Here is a 16,928-nt window from a genome sequence, read left to right as displayed (position 1 = left end):
GACCTCCATGAGCCAAGCAACCCTGTCCCTGAGCCGCGCCCGTTACTCCCTCGGGCCGTGGGCGCGGATCACCGCCCTGGCCGTGTGCGCGCTGCTGACCCTCGGTCCGGTCATCTGGACCGTGTCGACCTCGCTGCGCACCCCGGCCCAGTCCTTCGACCTGCCCCCGAAGATCATCCCGACGCATCCGACGGCCGAGGCCTACCGCGGTGTGTTCAGCCAGATCGACGTGTGGCTGCTCGCCCTGAACTCGACGCTGGTGACCGCGCTGATCGCGGTCGGCCAGATGATCACGGCGGGTCTTGCCGGGTACGCGTTCGCGCGCCTCGAGTTCCGTTTCAAGAAGCCGCTGTTCGGGCTGGTGCTGGCGACGATGATGGTGCCGCTTCAGGTGACCATCGTGCCGGTGTTCCTGGTACTGAAGTCGATGGGCCTGACCGACACGCTGCTCGGCCTGATCATTCCGGCCTTCCCGACCGCGTTCGGCACCTTCCTGATGCGCCAGTACTTCCTGGGCATGCCCAGGGATCTGGGGGAGGCGGCGATGCTGGACGGGGCCGGGCCCTGGCGGATCTTCCGGTCGGTGTACGCGCCGCTGGCCACGCCCGGCCTCGCCATCGTCGGCGTCCTGGCCTTCAACTACCACTGGAACGAGTTCTTCCGGCCGCTCATCCTGGAGACCTCCGGGCAGAACTACACGCTGCCCCTGGGCCTGGTCTCCCTCCAGGGCAACCTGGGCACCGGCTCCATCTCGGTGGTCCTCGCCGGAGTCGTCCTCTCCATGATCCCCGCCGTCGCCGTGTTCGCCGTCGGCCAGCGCCCTCTGCGCGAGGGCATCACGTCCGCAGGAGTCAACCGTTGAACCACGACCCCAACGCGCCGCGCTTCAGGGTCCGTCCGGCCACCGGCTGGATCAACGACCCGAACGGGCCCTTCCGTTGGCGGGACCGCTATCACCTCTTCTACCAGCACAACCCGGACGCCCCGGTGCACACGAACGTCCACTGGGGTCACGCCTCCAGCGCCGACCTCGCCTCCTGGGAGCACCACCCGATCGCGCTCACCCCGACACCCGGCGGCCCCGACGAGGCGGGCTGCTGGTCCGGTTGCGTCGTCGACGACGACGGGGTGCCGACCGCCGTGTACACCGGCGTCGACCGGCACCACACCGGCCTGGGCACCATCTGTCTGGCCCGGGCGGTGGTGCCGGACGACGAGACCCTGACCGACTGGAAGCCGCTGCCGACACCTGTGGTGACCGGCCCGCCCGCCGATCTGGACGCGGTGATGTTCCGCGACCCTTTCGTGTTCACGAGAGGCGGGCGGCGGTGGGCGCTGGTCGGTGCGGGTCACGCGGACGGAACCCCCTCGGTCCTGCTGTACGACTGCGACGACCTGCTCGACTGGCGCTTCGCCGCGGTGCTCCTCGACGGCAACGACCCTGTGGCGTCGGAGGTGTTCGGTGACGAGGCGGTCGGCTGGGAGTGCCCGCAGATGTTCGCGACGGCGGGCGGGGAGTGGGTGCTCGTGCTGTCGCTGTGGGACGGAGATCCCTGCGCCGCCGGGTACCTGACGGGCCGTCTCCAACCACATGGCGAAGATGGGTTGCGCTTCGTCGCGCGTACCGGCGGACGGCTGGACCACGGGCGGGACCTCTACGCGCCCGCCGTGCTCCAGGAGCCGGATCGGACCCTGATGTGGGGCTGGTCCTGGGAGTCCCGCGGGCAGAGCGAGGTGGACCGCGCCGGCTGGGCGGGAATCCTCACCGCGCCGAGGGTCGTGGACACGCATCCGGACGGCACGCTGCGGGTCGTCCCGGCCCCGGAGCTCCAACTCCTGCGCGCGGCCGAGCCGTTCGTCACGGCACCCGCGCGGGTTCCGCTCCCGGCATCGTACGACCTGACCGTCACCGCACACGGCTTCACCACCGTGCGCCTGCTGCGGTCCGCCTCCGGTGCGGAGCTGACGGTCCGGCTGGATCCGGACGAGGGCACCGTGACCCTGGATCGCGGCGGCTGGCCCCGCACGCGGCCCGACGGGGCGGCGCCGATCGTGGTGCGGGCGCCGGGCGGGCAGGTGCGGATCCTCGTCGACGGTTCACTGTTGGAGCTGTTCGTCGACGACCGCGCCACGCTCACCGAGCGGGTCTACCGGCGCCCGGACGACGTGTCCGAGCTCGTCGTCACGGGACCGGGCGAGGTCACCGGCTGGGAACTGGCCCCGCCGACGCTCGACTGATCACCCTTCCCAGCCCTCGACCACGCTCGCACCACGACAGCGACCGCAACCACCGACGCCCGCACAACCTTGCCCGGTCCGCTCGTCACGGGACCGGGCGAGGTCACCGGCCGGGAACTGGCCCCGCCGACGCTCGACTGATCTGATCACCGTTCGCCGCGCGAGGTCACCGGCTGGGAGCCGGCCCCAGCGACGCGCGGGTGATCACCGGGCAGGCCAGGCGCCGTACCGTGGCGGCCGGAGTGCGGCCGGAGTCGATGGTGTCGAGGAGCAGGCGGGCGGCGGCCTCGCCCATGGCCCGGTGCGGGAGTGCGACCGTGGTCAGGGGCGGGGTCAGGAACGCGGCCATGTGCTCCTGGTCGTCGTAGCCCACGACCGACAGATCGTCCGGGACGGCGATGGCGAGGCGGGTCGCGGCATGCAGGATGCCCGCCGCGACCCGGTCGTTGTAGGCGAAGATCCCGGTGGGTCGGCGGTCGGCGGGCACCTCGGCGAGCAGACGCGTCGCGCCCTGGTAGCCGGCGGAGATCTCCCCGCCGGTCCGTACCACCCACTCCTTGGGCACGGTGATCCCCCCGGCCCGCAGGGCATCCCGGAATCCGCGCAGCCGCTCCACCGAGGCGATGTCGTCGAGACCGCCGACCACGGCGATGCGTCGGTGTCCCTGGTCGAGGAGGAGCCGGGCCGCCGTGCGGCCCCCGGCGCGTTCGGCGGGGACGACGGCGGGCAGGGAGTCGTCCTCGGGCAGGCAGTTGGCGAGGACGGAGTGGGTGCGGTGCAGGCCTTCGGGGACGCGGACCCGGCGCAACGACATGGCGGCGTAGATGATGCCGTCGACGCGACGGTCGAGGAGTTCGGCCACGGCCGCGTCCTCCTTGGCCCGGTCGCCACCGGAGTCGACGGTCAGGACGAGGTGCTCGCTGTCCCAGGCCGTCTCCATGGCACCGCGCAGCAGCCGGCCCGCGAAGGGCGAGGAGGCGATCTCATCGGTGACCAGTCCGATCACGGCGGTACGACGGCGGCGCAGGCCGCGGGCGACGGGGTCGGGGCGGTAGCCGAGCTGGGCGGCGGCCTGGCGGATGCGCTCCTGCGTGGCGGGCGAGAGGTTGCCTTCGGCGCGGCCGTTGAACACGAAGGAGACCGCGGTGTGTGACACGCCGGCGAGCCGGGCGACGTCGCGTGACGTGGGGCGTCCGGATCCCTGCGGCCCCTTGCCGCCGGTGCTGCCCGTCCCGTGCGCTGCTTTCATCCCCCACCCGTCCGGTTGATCACAGCTCACCCTATCCGTGACGCTGGAGGTACGGCACAGTCGAGGAAAGGTCCCACCGTGGTCAGCATCCCCACGCACGCGCTCAACGACGGTCCGACTCTCCCCGCGCTCGGCCTGGGCACCTGGCCGATGAGCGACGCGGAGGCGGAACGGGCCGTGTCCGAGGCCCTGGGCATGGGCTACCGCCTGGTCGACACGGCAGCCAACTACCGCAACGAGCACGGAGTCGGCCGCGGTGCCGCCCGCAGCGGCGTCCCGCGGGAGGAGGTCGTGGTGACGACGAAGCTCCCGGGCCGGCACCACGGCTACGAGGAGACCCTGGCGTCCTTCCAGGAGTCCCGCAGCAGGCTGGGCCTGGAGTACGTCGACCTGTATCTGATCCACTGGCCGCTCCCCCGGGTCGGGAAGTACGTCGACTCGTGGCGGGCCATGATCAAGCTGCGTGAGGACGGCCTGGTCCGCTCCATCGGCGTCTCCAACTTCACCGTCGAGCACCTGGAGCGGCTGGAGAAGGAGACCGGAGTTCCTCCGTCCGTCAACCAGATCGAACTCCATCCGTTCTTCCCGCAGGACGAGCTGCGTGCCTTCCACACCGCCAAGGGCATCCTCACCGAGAGCTGGAGCCCCCTCGGCCGTGGTACGAGCCTGCTCGACGACCCCGCGGTCCTGGGCGTCGCCGAGGCCCTGGGAGTGACGCCCGGCCAGGTCGTCCTGCGCTGGCACACCCAACTGGGCGCGGGTGCCCATCCCCAAGTCGTCGAACCCCGAGCGGCAGCGGGCGAACCTCGACGTCTTCGGCTTCGAACTGGACCCCTCCCAGCTCGGCGCGATCGCCGACCGGGCCCACCGGCGCCTCGGCGGGGACCCCGAGGCGCACGAGGAGTTCTGAGCCGCCCGCGGGGTACTCGGGGGCCCTGACAGGCGGGACGCAGGGAAGGAGCCGAGGTGGGTGAGAGGGACCGGCTGCGGGACTATCGCGGCAAGCGGGACTTCCGGCGGACCAAGGAGCCGCAGGGGCGGTCGGACTCCTCGGGTGCGGAGCCCCGGTTCGTCGTCCAGATCCATGACGCCAGCACCATGCACTTCGACTTCCGGCTGCAGGTCGGCGACGTACTGAAGTCGTGGTCGATCCCCAAGGGGCCCTCGGACGATCCGCAGGACAAGCGGCTCGCCGTGCCCACGGAGGACCATCCGCTGGAGTACGAGGAGTTCGAGGGCGTGATCCCGGCGGGCGAGTACGGCGGCGGCACGGTGATCGTGTGGGACCACGGCAGCTACGAGCCCCTCAGCCACGACCGCAAAGGGCGCTCCGTCGACTTCGGGGAGTCGCTCGAGCGCGGGCATGCGCGCTTCCGCCTCAAGGGGTCGAAACTGCGTGGCGAGTACGCCCTCACCCGGTTCCGCGGCGGGAACGACGGGGACACCGAGGAGGCCTGGCTGCTGGTGAAGGCCGGTGGAGGGGCCCACGGACACGGGACGCCTGATCCGCGCCGGGCCCGCTCGGTCAGCAGTGGCCGTACGCTCGCCCAGGTCGCGGCGGCCGCCGGGGAGCGGTGAGCAGCTGGGTCCGGCCTGCTGGACTCGCTGCCCGAAAAGCAGCATGGGCTGCTTCACACGACACGGCCGGGACCGCAGCGCGCCGACCTGCCGCGGTCGGGGTGATGGCCGGCGGCGTCCAGGCCGTGGTCGGGGTGATCCCAGCGCGTTGTGCGTGCAGGGGTGTCAGCGTGGTCGGCAGGAGCTGCAGGTTCTCGCCTCGCGTTCGACGGCATGAGGGAGATCGTCGACCTGGCGCTGTGCTGTCCGTCCCGCCATGCTGCCCAGTACGTGCGTCTCACCGGGTTGTCCATTTCCCCATTGCAGACGGCAAACGGCAGACGGCAGACGGCGGCTCTGGCCCATGTGACAGCCGGGGGCAGCCGACTTCGTGCCAGCCGGTAACGCGTGTGCCGCCGAAGCCGCGGGACCGGCCGGTCGCTCGGTGCTGTTTGCCCGTCGCCGGGGAGTTCATGTCGTGGCTGGCGCGGCGCATGGCCTCGTGCAGAGCGGTGTCCTCCGGCGGGTCGGGGAGCGGTCCGCGGGCTGGGGCCTGGAAGGACTGGATCAGCCACGCCACGAGGCGGCGCCAGGCGTCCGGCGCGGCGCCGCTGGTGGCGCTGGGCACGCCGGCGTTGGCCATCAGGGGCAGGACGAGATCACGGACCGGGCCCAACTCGCGTCATCCCGAGACGGATTGACTCGTTCCGGCCCCAACGGGCCGCCCGGACCTCTATGTTCACGGCGGTACTCGATCTTCGTCCCTCGTCTCGTCCCTCGTCCCTCGTCCCGGGAGGCCTTTCCGCATGCGCAACGCGCTCCGTACCGCAGTCGTCGGCACAGTCGTCGCCGGCACCGTCCTGACCTGCGGCACCGCAGGTGCCACTCCTCCCGGGCCGGGGGTGACCGCCAAGCTGATCAGCACCACCACCGTCGGGAACACCGACTACGTCCTCCGGGAGATCACCGTCCCGCCAGGGCAGGCCACCGGCTGGCACTACCACGACGGCCCGGTCTACGGCTTCGTCCAGCAGGGCACGCTCAGCCACTACCACGCGGACTGCGCCGAGGACGGCGTGTACCCGCAGGGGACCACGGTGCGCGAGCCGGGTGGGCCTGGCGACGTCCACCTCGGGCGCAACGAGGGCGACACCCCGCTGGTCCTTGACGTGCTGTACATCCTTCCGCACGGCTCGCCGTACTCGGAGGACGTGCCCAACCCGGGCTGCTCCTTCCAGTGATCACACCGGGGGCAGCGTCTGTTCGGCCCAGATGGTCTTGCCCCGGCCCGTCTGGCGGCTGCCCCAGCGCTGGGTGAGCTGGGCGACCAGCAGCAGTCCGCGGCCGCCCTCGTCGAAGGCGTGGGCCCGGCGCAGATGCGGTGAGGTGGAGCTGCCGTCGGAGACCTCGCAGATCAGGCTCCGGTCGCGGATCAGCCGCAGTTGCACGGGGGGTGCGCCGTACCGGATCGCGTTGGTGACCAGCTCGCTGACGACGAGTTCGGTGACGAAGGCGGCCTCGTCCAGGCCCCAGGCGGTCAACTGCTCGGTGGCCGCCTGCCGGGCCGCGGCCACCCGCTCCGGATCGGGAGTGATGTCCCAGGTGGCGATACGGTCCGCGCCCAGTGCCCGGGTGCGGGCCAGCAGCAGGGCCACGTCGTCGCTGGGCTCCTCCGGCAGTACGGCCTTGAGGACCGTGTCGCACAGGGTGTCGAGGGTGTCGGCGCGTGCGGTCAGTGCGCGGCACAGTTCGGCCTGGGCGTGGTCGACGTCGCGGTCGCGGGCCTCGATCAGGCCGTCCGTGTACAGGGCCACGACGGAGCCCTCGGGCAGTTCCAGCTCGGTTGCCTCGAAGGGCAGGCCGCCGACGCCGAGCGGCGGTCCGGCCGTCATGGGGACGAGGCTCGCGCTGCCGTCGGGCAGCAGCAGGGCGGGCGGCGGATGGCCGGCCGCGGCGAGGCCCAGGCGGCGCGACACGGGGTCGTAGACGGCGTAAAGGCAGGTGGCGCCGAGCTCCGCGACCTCGTCGCCGGTGTCGTCCGACGCCAGATGGGTGACCAGGTCGTCGAGGTGGGTGAGGAGTTCGTCGGGCGGCAGGTCCACGTCGGCGAGGGTGCGTACGGCGGTGCAGAGGCGTCCCATGGTCGCCGAGGAGGCGATGCCATGTCCTACGACGTCACCGACGACCAGGGCGACGCGGCTGCCGGACAGCGGGATCACGTCGAACCAGTCGCCGCCGATGCCGACCAGCGAATCGGAGGGCAGATAGCGGTGGGCGACCTCGACCGCCGCCTGTCCGGGCAGCCCTCTCGGCAGCAGGCTGCTCTGGAGCGCGAGCGCCGTGGTCCGTTCGCGGCAGAAGCGGCGGGCGTTGTCGATGCAGACGGCGGCGCGGCTGGCGAGTTCCTCGGCGAGGACGGCGTCGTCGTCGCCGTAGTCGTCCGGATTCGCGATGCGGACGGCGACCGCGACGCCCAGCGTGGTGCCGCGGGCCCGCAGCGGCACCGCGAGCATCGAGTGCACACCCCTGCGGTGGGGGCGGCCCACGGGGGCCCGCGCGTTGCGCTCGGCGACCCAGCGCACGAAATCCGGCTCGCCCGCGTGGCTGAGGACGGCCCGCCCGGTTCTCAGTGCCTTCGCGGGCGGCGAGAACGACGGGTAGAAGTCGGTGTCGCCCACATGCACGGCGGCTTCGGGCGTGCCCCCGGTGACCGAGCCGTGGGCGACGCGGCGCAGCACGATGTCTCTCTCCGGCAACGCGGGATGCTCATCGGCGCCGAGGACCCAGTCGAGCAGGTCGACGCTGGCGAAGTCGGCGTAGCGGGGCACGAGCAGTTCGATGAGCTCCTCTGCGGTGCGGACCACGTCCAGTGTCGTGCCGATGGAGGCCGCCGCCTCGTTCAGCAGCGCCAGACGCTCCCGGGCCCAGTACTGCTCGCTGCTGTCGAACGCGGCCAGGGCGACCGCGCTCACCTCGCCGGAGGCGTCGCGCACCGGCCACATCTCGGTGGTCCAGGCATGATCCCGGTTCAGGGCCGGGGCGCCCGTGTAGCTCTCGTACCGGGCCGGCCGGCCCGTCTCGGCCACCTGGCGCAGATGGGCCAGGAAGCCGCGGCTGTGTACTGCGTCCTCGACGGTGTCCGAGAAGAAACGCCCCAGGAGGGCGTCCTCCCCCACGCCCATGACCCGGCAGGCCACACCGTTGAGGCGCACATAGCGCTGGCGGGTGTCGAAGACGGACATCGACATGGACGCCTGTTGGAAGGCGTGGCCGGCCAGGGTCGACTCGCCGGGGGGTTCGGCTGTGATCATGTAACCGTCGGGTTCGCCGTCCTCGCCGAGTACTGCGGTCGCCGTGAGCGCGAGTTCGACGGGCGAACCGTCATGGTGTCGCAGTACGACCGTGCCGGTCAGCGCCGCCACGACTGCGGCCGGCGGCTCCTCGGCGAGCAGGTCCCGCACCGCACGGCCCACGGCCTGCTCGGCCGCGTATCCCGTCAGTCGGCGGGCACCTTCGCTCCACCCGGTCACGATGCCCCGGGCATCGACGATCGCCGCAGCGGGGGCGTGCTCCATATAGTTCAGGATGGTTCTTTTGTCGCACCGCTTCAACCGAAACGGAGGGCCGGCTTGGCCCTCCGTTTCGGTTGAATGTCACTTCCGCCGGTCGCGCAGGGCGGCGAGGGCCCGGTCGGCGTGGGTGTTCATCCGCAGCTCGCTGCGGACGATCTCCAGGACGGTGCGGTCCTCCGCTATGACGAAGGTGACCCGTTTGGTGGGGGCCAGGGTGAAGCCGCGCTTCACGCCGAAGCGCTCGCGGATCGTGCCGTCGGTGTCGGACAGGAGCGGCATGCCGAGGCTGTGGCGACCGGTGAACTCCTGCTGCTTCTCGACGGAGTCCCCGCTGATCCCCACGGGCCGGGCACCGGCGGCGGCGAACTCGGCGGCCAGGTCACGGAAGTGGCAGGCCTCCGCGGTGCAGCCCGCGGTGAGGGCGGCGGGGTAGAAGAAGAGCACGACCGGTCCGTCGGCGAGCAGCTCGGACAGGGTGCGGGTGGTGCCGGTCTCGTCCGGCAGCTCGAAGTCGTCGATCTTGTCGCCGACGTTCACACGCTCGGTCACTTACCGGCCCTCCCCGTTCCTCGCGACGCTGCGGGCCCACAGCACGAGCGGCAGCTGCAGCGGCAGCCGTCCGATGGCCGCGGCCTTCTGCGGGGTGGGGCGGTGCCGCCAGTCGACGGCCATCTTCACGTTGGCGGGGAACACGCCGACGAAGAACGCGGCGGCGGCGAGGGCCGCGGGCTTGCGGGTGCGGGGCAGTGCGATGCCCGCCGCAAGGGCCAGTTCGGCGGCGCCGCTGGCGTACGTCCAGGTCCGGGGCTTGCCCGGCAGGGCCTCCGGGATGGTCTCGTCGAACTTGCGCGGCGAGGCGAAATGAGCGACACCCGCGGCGGCCAGTAGGCCGGCGAGCAGCAGGGGCGAGCGTTCGGACCGTGGCACGGTTCCTCCTCTGATGACCTGCTGTCGGATGTTACCCGAGGGTAGAGGGGGTGGTTCGGGCGGCGGGGTCCCGTCCGGAAGTGGGGCCCTGCGTGCGGCGGTGGTGGGTTCCCGGTGTGCGGCCGAAGGAGCGGCGGAAGACGTCGATGAAGGCGCCGGTGGAGGACCACCGCAACGGTGGGCGACGGTCGTGACGGGTGTGCCGTCGGCCAGCATGCGCAGGGTCGCCACCGGTGGTCTGGGCGCCTCTCCCCTGCTGGTGATTCCGGCGGTGATCGGCGCGGCGTTGTGCGCGGCCGCGGTGCGTTCATCACGCAGCCGCGGCGCGGCCGTCCGTGCGACCGCGGCCATCGGTGGGGACGACTGGGCCTCGTTCCTGCGGCTGTCCGGTGCGATCGTGTGCCGCTCGGTCGTCTTCGTCGGACTGAGCGCCGTCGTGTCGCTCCACGTCCGCGAGCGGGTCGGCGGCGGGGAGGCGGCCGGAACGGCAGCGCTGTTCGTGCTGTACGGGGGCGGTGCGCTGGGCACGGTGGCCGGGGGCCGGCTCGCCGACCGGTTCGGGCGGGTCGCGGTGGTGCGGCGGCCGTACGCGCTGACCGTCCTGGCCGTCGCGGGCCTGATCCTGATAGCCGGTCCGGCGGTCTACCTGTTCGTGGCGCTCACCTCGGCCGGCCTGCAAGTCCCCTTCGCATTGCACATCACGCTCGGCCAGGACTTCCCGCCCCGGCGGCCCGGCACGGCGAGCGGGGTCACCCTGGGGCTGACGGTGAGCGTCGGCGGGCTCGTGGCCCCGGCCCTGGGGGCGTTGGCCGACGCCACCTCCCTGCGGGCCGCCCGGTTCCGCTGATGGTGCTGCCCGCCCTGGGTCGGATTCTGCTGTGCGGTCTGCGGGAGCCCGCCGTCGCGGTGGAGTCGGCGGCCGTGCGGCGGCCACCCGGCCGGCGCCCCCGCGCGACGCCGGCATGAACCCGGCGTGGGGTCAGGCGGTGCCCGCCTGGGCGACCGTCTGCTCCTGTGCGTCCACCTCGACGGCGGCGGCGAGGAAGTCGTCCACCATGCGGTGGAAGAGGGTGGCCAGCTGCCGCAGCTCCTCCGGCTCCCAGTGGGACAGGGCCACCTGCATGCCGCGCGAACCGGCGTCACGGATGCGGTCTATGGCCTGCCGCCCGGCCTCGGTCAGCTCGATGCGCTGGGCGCGACGGTCGTCGGGGTCCGGGACGCGGGTGACGTAGCCGGACTTCTGCAGCTGCTGCACGGTGCGGGTGACGTGGGACGCCTCCACTCCCAGCCGGGCGGCCAGCTCGCCCGGCCGCAGCGGCTCCGAATCGGCGACCTGCCGCAGCAGCGCCACCGCCGCGCGGTCCAGCGGCACACCGGCCAGGGCCATCAGCCGGTCGTGCTGCCGGGCGCGCGTGCTCAGGTAGGTGATGCGGGTGAGCGCACGCTCGATCTCGATCACTTCGTCCGAGGCAGGGGTGTCGGGGATTTCGGGGAGCGGTGGAGTGGGCATGCGATCCACTTTACCATATCGTTGCGTAACTCAAGTAATTTACCGCGGGCACTGCGTTCCGGTGCCCCGCAGGGAGAGCCCCGGGCCGGTGACAGTCACCGGCAGCGGGTCGGCCCTCGGGGCGATGACGCGCTGTGCCGCGACGCTCGTGCAGATGAGCTGCGCCGCGGCGAGGTCGCCCGAGTCACCCGGCACGGCGGAGAGCCGGATGGTCACGCGGCCGTCGCGGGACGCCACCTTCACCTGGGACATCAGGGACGGCACCGGCGGCAGCAGCGTGTACAGGCCCTCGGCCTGTTCCGCCCGGGTCGGTCCCCTCAACAGCACCTGTACGGCCGACTCGGGATCGACCGGCCCTGCAACCCTGCGGTCCACGCCCCGCAGGGCACCGCCGTCCGCGAAGTAGACCCGCAGCGTCGGCACGGCCCCGCTCGCGGGCCCGCCTGCCTCCACCACGCCGGTGGTGGGAATGCCGCAGGAGGCGAGCGCCCCCAGCACCGGAAGCCACATCAGCAAGGCGGCACGGCGCCCGGCCCTCATCGCCCGCCCCCTCGTGCCGATGCGTCGGCCTGAGCACGCGACAACTGCTCGTTGCGCAGCGGGAGTTCGACGGTGAAGACAGCGCCGCCACCCGCCCGGTTCGCGGCGCGCACGGTGCCGCCGTGCACACGGACGTTCTCGGCGGTGATCGCCAGGCCCAGGCCGCTGCCCTCGGTGCGGGTGCGGGCGGCGTCCGACTTGTAGAAGCGCTCGAAGACATGGGGCAGCACGGTGTCGGGGATGCCCGGCCCGCTGTCCCGGACCTCGATGACCGCCAGGCGCTCCGCCGTGGGCCGTCCCGCCTCGGTCAGGCGCAGCACGACGGGGCGGGCGCCGTGCCGCAGGGCATTGCCGACCAGGTTCGCCACCACCACGTCGAGGCGGCGGGGGTCGACGCGCCCGCGCAGGGCGTCGGGCGGCGGCAGTTCGGCGTCCACGAGGTCGGTCCAGCCGCGGGCGGCGAGGGTGCGCCGCAGCGACTCGGCGAGGTCGATCTCGTCCAGGTGCAGCGCCGCCGCGCCCGCGTCGAAGCGGGAGATCTCCATCAGATCGTCCACCAGACGGGCCAACTTCACGGTCTCCTCACTGATCAGCCGCACAGCGGTGGCGGTGTCCGGGTCGAGTCGGGCGGCGTCCTCGTCGAGGACGTCGGTGACCGCCGACATGGCGGCCAGCGGGGTGCGCAGTTCGTGCGAGACGTCCGCGGCGAACCGGCGGGCCCGGGCCTCCATCCCGCGCAGTTCGGCCACCGACTCCTCCAGGGCTGCGGCGGCCTCGTTGAACGTGTGCGACAGATCGGCGAGTTCGTCGGAGCCGTCGACGGCAAGGCGGGTGTCCAGCCGCCCCTCGGCGATGCTGCGGGTGGCGGTACGCAGCGCCCGCACCGGCCTGAGCACCCCCCGCGCGGCGAGCAGGGCCAGTAGCACCGCCAGCACCAGGGCGGGCACGGTGGCCCGTTCCGTGGCGGTGACCAGGGCGTCCACGTAGGCCTGTTCCGTTGTCTGCGGCACCGTCAGGAAGACGTGCAGGCCCGAGTCGGTCGCACCGTCGGCGAAGGTGACCGACATACCGACGACGAGCGAGGTGTGGCCCCGGGTGCGCACCCGCTGGAAGACGGTGGCCCGGCTGGAATCCACGGCCGCGCGCAGAGCCGGCGTGAGTTCCGCGAACCGGTCGCCCGCCTCGGAGGTCACGATCAGGTCGCCGTAGGTGACCATCACCCGCCAGTTCCCGGCGGGCTGGGTCGCCGCCAGACCGAGGGCGAACTGCCGCAGTTCGGCCGGCCTCGGCGGCACGACGAGGCCGGGGGCCAGCCGGTCGGCCTGGGTGCGCAGCTGCGTGATCACCGCGTCCTGGCTCTGCTGGAGCACACCCGTGCGCGCCTCACGGAAGGTCAGCGCGCCGGTGACCGCGGCCGTGAGCCCGGCGACGAGTGCGAACGCCACGACCAACCGGATGCGCAGACCCCGCAGTTGGGGCACCCTGAAGCGGTCCGCGAACAGACGCCGGGCCTTCGGTGCACGCCTCACAGGGAGGCGAACCGGTAGCCGAAGCCGCGCACCGTCTCGATGTAGCGCGGTTCGCCCATCTTGGCGCGCAGCCGTTTGACGCAGGCGTCCACAAGCCGCGCGTCCGCGTGGTAGCTGTGCTCCCAGACCGCCTCCAGGAGTTGCTGCCGGCTGAACACCTGGCCGGGCGAGGCGGACAGGGTCAGCAGGAGCCGCAGTTCGGAGGCGGCGAGCGCCACCGGTGCGCCCTTCAGCGTGGCCACTGGACCGGGCACGTACACCGTCGCGCCCGGCGGCAGCGCCAAGGTCGGCACCGGCAGGGCACTGCGGTACCGGGTCGAGGTCGAGGACGGCGCCGACCTGTCGGCCGTCTCCGTCGCCAAGGAGGTGGAGCGCATAATCGCCGACCCGCGGGGCTGGACGGCCGACGGCCGCTCGGCGTTCCAGCGGGTCTCCAGCGGTACCACCGACTTCGTCGTACGGGTCGCGACTCCGGGGACCGTCGACAAGACATGCGCGGAGGGCGGTCTGGACACCGAGGGCAGGTACAACTGCAGCGTCGGTCACCGGGTGATGGCCAACCTCGAACGCTGGCTGCTCGCCACCCCCGTCTACGCCAAGGACGTCACCGCCTACCACGCACTGATCATCAACCACGAGGTCGGCCACTTCCTCGGGCACGGCCACGTCACCTGCCCCGGCCCGGGACAGCCGGCCCCGGCGATGATGCAGCAGATCAAGGGCATGCACGGCTGCGTGCCCAACGTCTGGCCGTACGACGAGCGGGGACGGTACCTCACCGGCCCCGCCGCCCCTTGAGCTTCACGCCCCTGCCACGGTCGCGTCGGTGCGCACGGCCTCGCCCCAGGCGGCCCCGGCCGCGATCGCCTGCCGCCACACCCGGAGGACCCTGGGCGGCATGCCCACCGCAAGCGCACCGCTCAGTCCGCCTCCGGTGCGGTACGCGGCCACGAACCTGCCCTCGGCCAAGTCCCCGTCCACGACGGCGACTTCGTCGTGCCCGCGCAGATAGCCGTAGGCCTGGATCTTCATGTCGTACTGGTCGGACCAGAAGTACGGCACCGGGGCGAACGGCTTGCGGGTGTCGGGGCGGAGCAGGTTGCGGGCAGCGGCCATGCCCTGTTCGGCGGCGTTGGTGCGATGCTCGATCCGCATCGACGTGCCGAACAGCGGGTTGTGCCAGCGGGCGACGTCCCCGGCCGCGTACACGTTCCGGGCGGCCTCGCAGTACTCGTCGCAGACCACGCCGTCGCCGACGGCCAGCCCGCTGCCCTCCAGCCACTCGGTGTTGGGCTGTGAGCCGACTGCAACCAACACCTCGTCGCTCTCGACGAGTTCGCCGTCCGCGAGCCGTACCCCGTCCTCCGTCACCTCGCTCGCGGTGACCCCGCAGCGCAGGTCCACGCCCCGCTCGACATGGGCGCGGGCGAGCAGCGCGCCGACCTCGGCACCGACGGCGTGGGCCAGCGGCACGGCCGCCGGTTCCAGGAGCGTGACCTTGGCGCCGAGCCTCCAGGCCACGGCGGCGGCCTCGGCCCCGAGGAACCCGGCGCCCACCACGACCAGGCGCACTCCCGGCCCGAGCCGGTCCCGCAGTACGAGTGCGTCGTCGAGGGTGCGCAGTACGTGCGCGCCCGCACCGGGCAGCCGCCGCGGACGCACACCGGTGGCCACGATCAGCCCGTCGTAGGGCACCTCGGTGCCATCGGCCAGCCGCACCGTGCGCTCGGTGAGTTCGAGACCGGTGGCGGCCACACCGAGGCGCAGGTCGAGGTCGAGTGCGGCCAGGTCGGCGGGCGGGCGCAGGGCCAGCCGGGCGGGCTGCCACTGCGCGGCCAGTACCTGCTTGGACAGCGGCGGGCGGTCGTACGGGGCCTGCGGCTCGTCGCCCACGAGGGTGAGGGTGCCGTCGTAGCCCTCGCGGCGGAGCGTCTCGGCCGCCGCCAGTCCGGCAGCCGAGGCACCCACCACTGCGATCCGCCTCACTGCTCGACCAGACGGATCGCCGCGGCCGGGCAGACCGCGATGGCTTCCTTGACGTCGTCGAGGAGCTCGGGCGCGGGCTCGTCCTCCAGCAGGATCGCGATGCCGTCGTCGTCCTGGTCGAAGACGTCCATCGCGGCGAGCACGCACTGCCCCGAGGCGACGCACTTGTCGGCTTCCAGTTCCACCTTCATGTCGATCCCCTTCATCACATGCGGTTCTTGTTCGTCCGCGTGTCTGCCGCGGTTTGTGGATCCGGAACGGTCACCAGGCGACGGGCAGTCGGTGCACGCCGTAGATGAACGCGTCGTTCTTGAAGTTGACTTCCTCCAGGGCGCAGGCGAGCTTCAGCGTCGGGATGCGCTTGTAGAGGGTGCCGTAGACGACCTGGAGTTCCATCCGGGCCAGCGGTTGGCCCAGGCACTGGTGGATTCCGAAGCCGAAGGCGACGTGCCGGCGGGCGTCGCGGGTGATGTCGAGCCGGTCGGGGTCGGGGAAGACCTCGGGGTCGCGGTTGGCGATCTCGTTGACCATGATGACGCCCTCCCCGGCCTTGATGATCTGGCCGGCGATCTCGATGTCCTCGGTGACCGCGCGGCGTCGTCCCAGGTGGGTGATGTGCAGATAGCGCAGCAGTTCCTCGACCGCGGAGGCGACGAGTTCGGGGGCGTCGGTCTCGCGCAGCAGGGCGAGCTGGCCGGGGTGCTCCAGGAGGGCGAGGGTGCCCAGCGCGATCATGTTGGCGGTGGTCTCGTGACCGGCGATCAGCAGCAGGAGCGCCATTTCCGTCGCCTGCTGGTGGTCGATCTCACCGGCCGTGATGCGTCTGGCGATGCTCGACAGCAGGTCGTCCTCAGGCTCGGCGAGCCGCCGGCCGATGAGGGCGGCCAGATATGCGGCCACCTCCCGGCTCGCCTGCCCGCGCTGCTCGGGGGTGGCGTCCCGGTGGACCATGGTCTTGGTGTTGTCCTGGAAGAAGGCGTGGTCGTCGTAGGGCACGCCGAGCAGTTCGCAGATGACCAGCGAGGGGATCGGGAGGGCGAACGACTCGACGAGGTCCACCGGTCGGGGGCCGGCCAGCATGTCGTCGATCAGCCCGTCCACGATCCGCTGTACGGCGGGCCGCAGGGCCTCGACCTTCTTGATGGCGAACGGCGCCGTCACCATCCGGCGCAGCCGGGCGTGTTCGGGGTCGTCCATCATGATGAAGCTGAGCTTGCCCTCCCCGGCGTCGGGCGAGGCCTTGGTCGGGTAGCCCGGCCGGTCGGTGTCGGCGCTGACCCGGGAGTCGCCGAGAAGGGCCCGCTGTTCGGCGTAACGAGTCACGAGCCAGGGCTCACTGCCGTCCCACAGCCGTACCTTCGTGAGCGGCGCCTGTTCCTGCAGATCCTTGAGGGCGGGCGGCGGGTCGAAGGGGCAGCGGCCCGCCCGGGGCATCGGGAACTCCGGGGCGGCGTCCGGCGCTTCGGGCGCGGGTCCGGCCAGTGTGTCGGCCATGGTTCTCCTCGGTGGTGGGGGGGCTCCGATCTGGGCGGAGCGCCGGGGCGAAGGGGTCGAGGCCTCGATGAGCACATGCAAACAGAGGGGGCTGACGCCTTACGGTCAGTTCCCTGACAGAAAGCTGACGTGGCCCGGATCACATCGCGGGTTGACGGGTCGGTGGCGGTGTCGTGACGCGAGCGGGGGATGCCAACCTCCTTGCATTGAGGTGTAGTTGACTGGTCCGACGACAAAGGGGGGGAACAGTCGCGGGTCTCCTGTGAGGGCAGTGGTATGTCACATACCACTGCCCTCACAGGAGGCCGAGCAGGCACCACCGGCCC

At 72.1% G+C, this 16,928-nt stretch carries 14 protein-coding genes and 5 pseudogenes; 7 read left to right on the top strand and 12 right to left on the bottom strand.

Annotated elements, in window-relative coordinates; genetic code table 11:
• The first annotated feature begins 7 nt into the window (after positions 1–7).
• Both LJ657_RS40735 and LJ657_RS40730 read left to right on the top strand, forming a co-directional pair.
• On the top strand, positions 8–862 hold the full coding sequence (locus LJ657_RS40735) for a carbohydrate ABC transporter permease (protein ID WP_232654731.1): 855 nt from the start codon (positions 8–10) through the stop codon (positions 860–862).
• Complete coding sequence (locus tag LJ657_RS40730) at positions 859–2,238, top strand: glycoside hydrolase family 32 protein (protein WP_232654730.1); 1,380 nt, start codon at positions 859–861, stop codon at positions 2,236–2,238. Before LJ657_RS40735 ends, LJ657_RS40730 begins: the two co-directional genes overlap by 4 nt.
• 166 nt (positions 2,239–2,404) lie before the next feature.
• Here the strand turns inward: LJ657_RS40730 and LJ657_RS40725 are convergent, their stop codons facing one another.
• Positions 2,405–3,487: a LacI family DNA-binding transcriptional regulator gene (locus LJ657_RS40725; RefSeq protein ID WP_232654729.1), complete on the bottom strand. Its 1,083-nt coding sequence runs from the start codon at positions 3,485–3,487 to the stop codon at positions 2,405–2,407.
• A 78-nt stretch (positions 3,488–3,565) separates the two neighbouring features.
• On the opposite strand from LJ657_RS40725, the pseudogene LJ657_RS40720 reads away from it, so the two are divergent.
• The 3 genes and pseudogenes from LJ657_RS40720 (at position 3,566) to LJ657_RS40705 (ending at position 6,285) form a co-directional block, all read left to right on the top strand.
• Positions 3,566–4,397: pseudogene (locus LJ657_RS40720) on the top strand (aldo/keto reductase).
• Positions 4,398–4,453: 56 nt separating this feature from the next.
• Positions 4,454–5,065: a DNA polymerase ligase N-terminal domain-containing protein gene (locus LJ657_RS40715; protein ID WP_232654728.1), complete on the top strand. Its 612-nt coding sequence runs from the start codon at positions 4,454–4,456 to the stop codon at positions 5,063–5,065.
• A 785-nt stretch (positions 5,066–5,850) separates the two neighbouring features.
• On the top strand, positions 5,851–6,285 hold the full coding sequence (locus LJ657_RS40705) for a cupin domain-containing protein (protein WP_232654727.1): 435 nt from the start codon (positions 5,851–5,853) through the stop codon (positions 6,283–6,285).
• On the opposite strand, the gene LJ657_RS40700 is transcribed toward LJ657_RS40705, so the two are convergent.
• The 4 genes and pseudogenes from LJ657_RS40700 to LJ657_RS40685 all read right to left on the bottom strand — a co-directional run.
• On the bottom strand, positions 6,286–8,619 hold the full coding sequence (locus LJ657_RS40700; protein WP_232654726.1) for a SpoIIE family protein phosphatase: 2,334 nt from the start codon (positions 8,617–8,619) through the stop codon (positions 6,286–6,288).
• 78 nt (positions 8,620–8,697) lie between these two features.
• The gene (locus LJ657_RS40695; RefSeq protein WP_308117124.1) at positions 8,698–9,165 is read right to left on the bottom strand and encodes a peroxiredoxin; all 468 of its coding nucleotides are present in this window, start codon (positions 9,163–9,165) and stop codon (positions 8,698–8,700) included.
• Entirely contained in the window at positions 9,166–9,543 is a 378-nt protein-coding gene (locus LJ657_RS40690) for a DoxX family protein (protein ID WP_232654725.1), read from the bottom strand. It lies immediately after the preceding gene.
• 31 nt (positions 9,544–9,574) lie between these two features.
• Positions 9,575–9,765 (bottom strand): annotated as a pseudogene (locus tag LJ657_RS40685) (helix-turn-helix transcriptional regulator); the annotation flags it as partial.
• A gap of 1 nt (position 9,766) precedes the next feature.
• Here LJ657_RS40685 and LJ657_RS40680 point away from each other — a divergent pair.
• Positions 9,767–10,509 (top strand): annotated as a pseudogene (locus LJ657_RS40680) (MFS transporter); the annotation flags it as partial.
• A gap of 13 nt (positions 10,510–10,522) precedes the next feature.
• Here the strand turns inward: LJ657_RS40680 and LJ657_RS40675 are convergent.
• The 4 genes and pseudogenes from LJ657_RS40675 to LJ657_RS40660 all read right to left on the bottom strand — a co-directional run.
• Positions 10,523–11,053 carry a MarR family winged helix-turn-helix transcriptional regulator gene (locus LJ657_RS40675; protein WP_232654724.1) on the bottom strand — a complete coding sequence of 177 codons (531 nt, stop codon included), beginning with the start codon at positions 11,051–11,053 and terminating at the stop codon, positions 10,523–10,525.
• 39 nt (positions 11,054–11,092) lie between these two features.
• Entirely contained in the window at positions 11,093–11,593 is a 501-nt protein-coding gene (locus tag LJ657_RS40670) for a GerMN domain-containing protein (RefSeq protein WP_232654723.1), read from the bottom strand.
• A complete protein-coding gene (locus LJ657_RS40665) occupies positions 11,590–13,074 on the bottom strand; it encodes a sensor histidine kinase (RefSeq protein WP_232654784.1) in 1,485 nt (494 codons plus the stop codon). Before LJ657_RS40665 ends, LJ657_RS40670 begins: the two co-directional genes overlap by 4 nt.
• 44 nt (positions 13,075–13,118) lie before the next feature.
• Positions 13,119–13,358 (bottom strand): annotated as a pseudogene (locus LJ657_RS40660) (winged helix-turn-helix domain-containing protein); the annotation flags it as partial.
• A 1-nt stretch (position 13,359) separates the two neighbouring features.
• Between LJ657_RS40660 and LJ657_RS40655 the strand changes: the two are divergent.
• Positions 13,360–13,920, top strand: a pseudogene (locus LJ657_RS40655) (DUF3152 domain-containing protein); the annotation flags it as partial.
• A 3-nt stretch (positions 13,921–13,923) separates the two neighbouring features.
• On the opposite strand, the gene LJ657_RS40650 reads toward LJ657_RS40655, so the two are convergent.
• The 3 genes from LJ657_RS40650 to LJ657_RS40640 form a co-directional block, all read right to left on the bottom strand.
• Positions 13,924–15,108: an NAD(P)/FAD-dependent oxidoreductase gene (locus tag LJ657_RS40650; RefSeq protein WP_232654722.1), complete on the bottom strand. Its 1,185-nt coding sequence runs from the start codon at positions 15,106–15,108 to the stop codon at positions 13,924–13,926.
• Positions 15,105–15,299, bottom strand: a complete 195-nt coding sequence (locus LJ657_RS40645; protein WP_232654783.1) for a ferredoxin — start codon at positions 15,297–15,299, stop codon at positions 15,105–15,107. Before LJ657_RS40645 ends, LJ657_RS40650 begins: the two co-directional genes overlap by 4 nt.
• A 70-nt stretch (positions 15,300–15,369) precedes the next feature.
• Positions 15,370–16,602 carry a cytochrome P450 gene (locus tag LJ657_RS40640; protein WP_232654721.1) on the bottom strand — a complete coding sequence of 411 codons (1,233 nt, stop codon included), beginning with the start codon at positions 16,600–16,602 and terminating at the stop codon, positions 15,370–15,372.
• Between the last annotated feature and the right edge of the window lie 326 nt (positions 16,603–16,928).

It is taken from the genome of Streptomyces guryensis (assembly GCF_021261325.1).
Classification (GTDB): Bacteria; Actinomycetota; Actinomycetes; order Streptomycetales; family Streptomycetaceae; genus Streptomyces; species Streptomyces guryensis.
The sequence above is the reverse complement of the archived record's forward strand: the minus strand, read 5'-3'. Positions and strand labels throughout refer to the sequence as shown.

Coding starts and splice junctions, on each gene's coding strand:
- LJ657_RS40735 (WP_232654731.1), top strand. CDS start 8: ATGAGCCAAGCAACCCTGTCCCTGAGCCGCGCCCGTTACTCCCTCGGG.
- LJ657_RS40725 (WP_232654729.1), bottom strand. CDS start 3,487: ATGAAAGCAGCGCACGGGACGGGCAGCACCGGCGGCAAGGGGCCGCAG.
- LJ657_RS40705 (WP_232654727.1), top strand. CDS start 5,851: ATGCGCAACGCGCTCCGTACCGCAGTCGTCGGCACAGTCGTCGCCGGC.
- LJ657_RS40700 (WP_232654726.1), bottom strand. CDS start 8,619: ATGGAGCACGCCCCCGCTGCGGCGATCGTCGATGCCCGGGGCATCGTG.
- LJ657_RS40675 (WP_232654724.1), bottom strand. CDS start 11,053: ATGCCCACTCCACCGCTCCCCGAAATCCCCGACACCCCTGCCTCGGAC.
- LJ657_RS40670 (WP_232654723.1), bottom strand. CDS start 11,593: ATGAGGGCCGGGCGCCGTGCCGCCTTGCTGATGTGGCTTCCGGTGCTG.
- LJ657_RS40645 (WP_232654783.1), bottom strand. CDS start 15,299: ATGAAGGTGGAACTGGAAGCCGACAAGTGCGTCGCCTCGGGGCAGTGC.
- LJ657_RS40640 (WP_232654721.1), bottom strand. CDS start 16,602: ATGGCCGACACACTGGCCGGACCCGCGCCCGAAGCGCCGGACGCCGCC.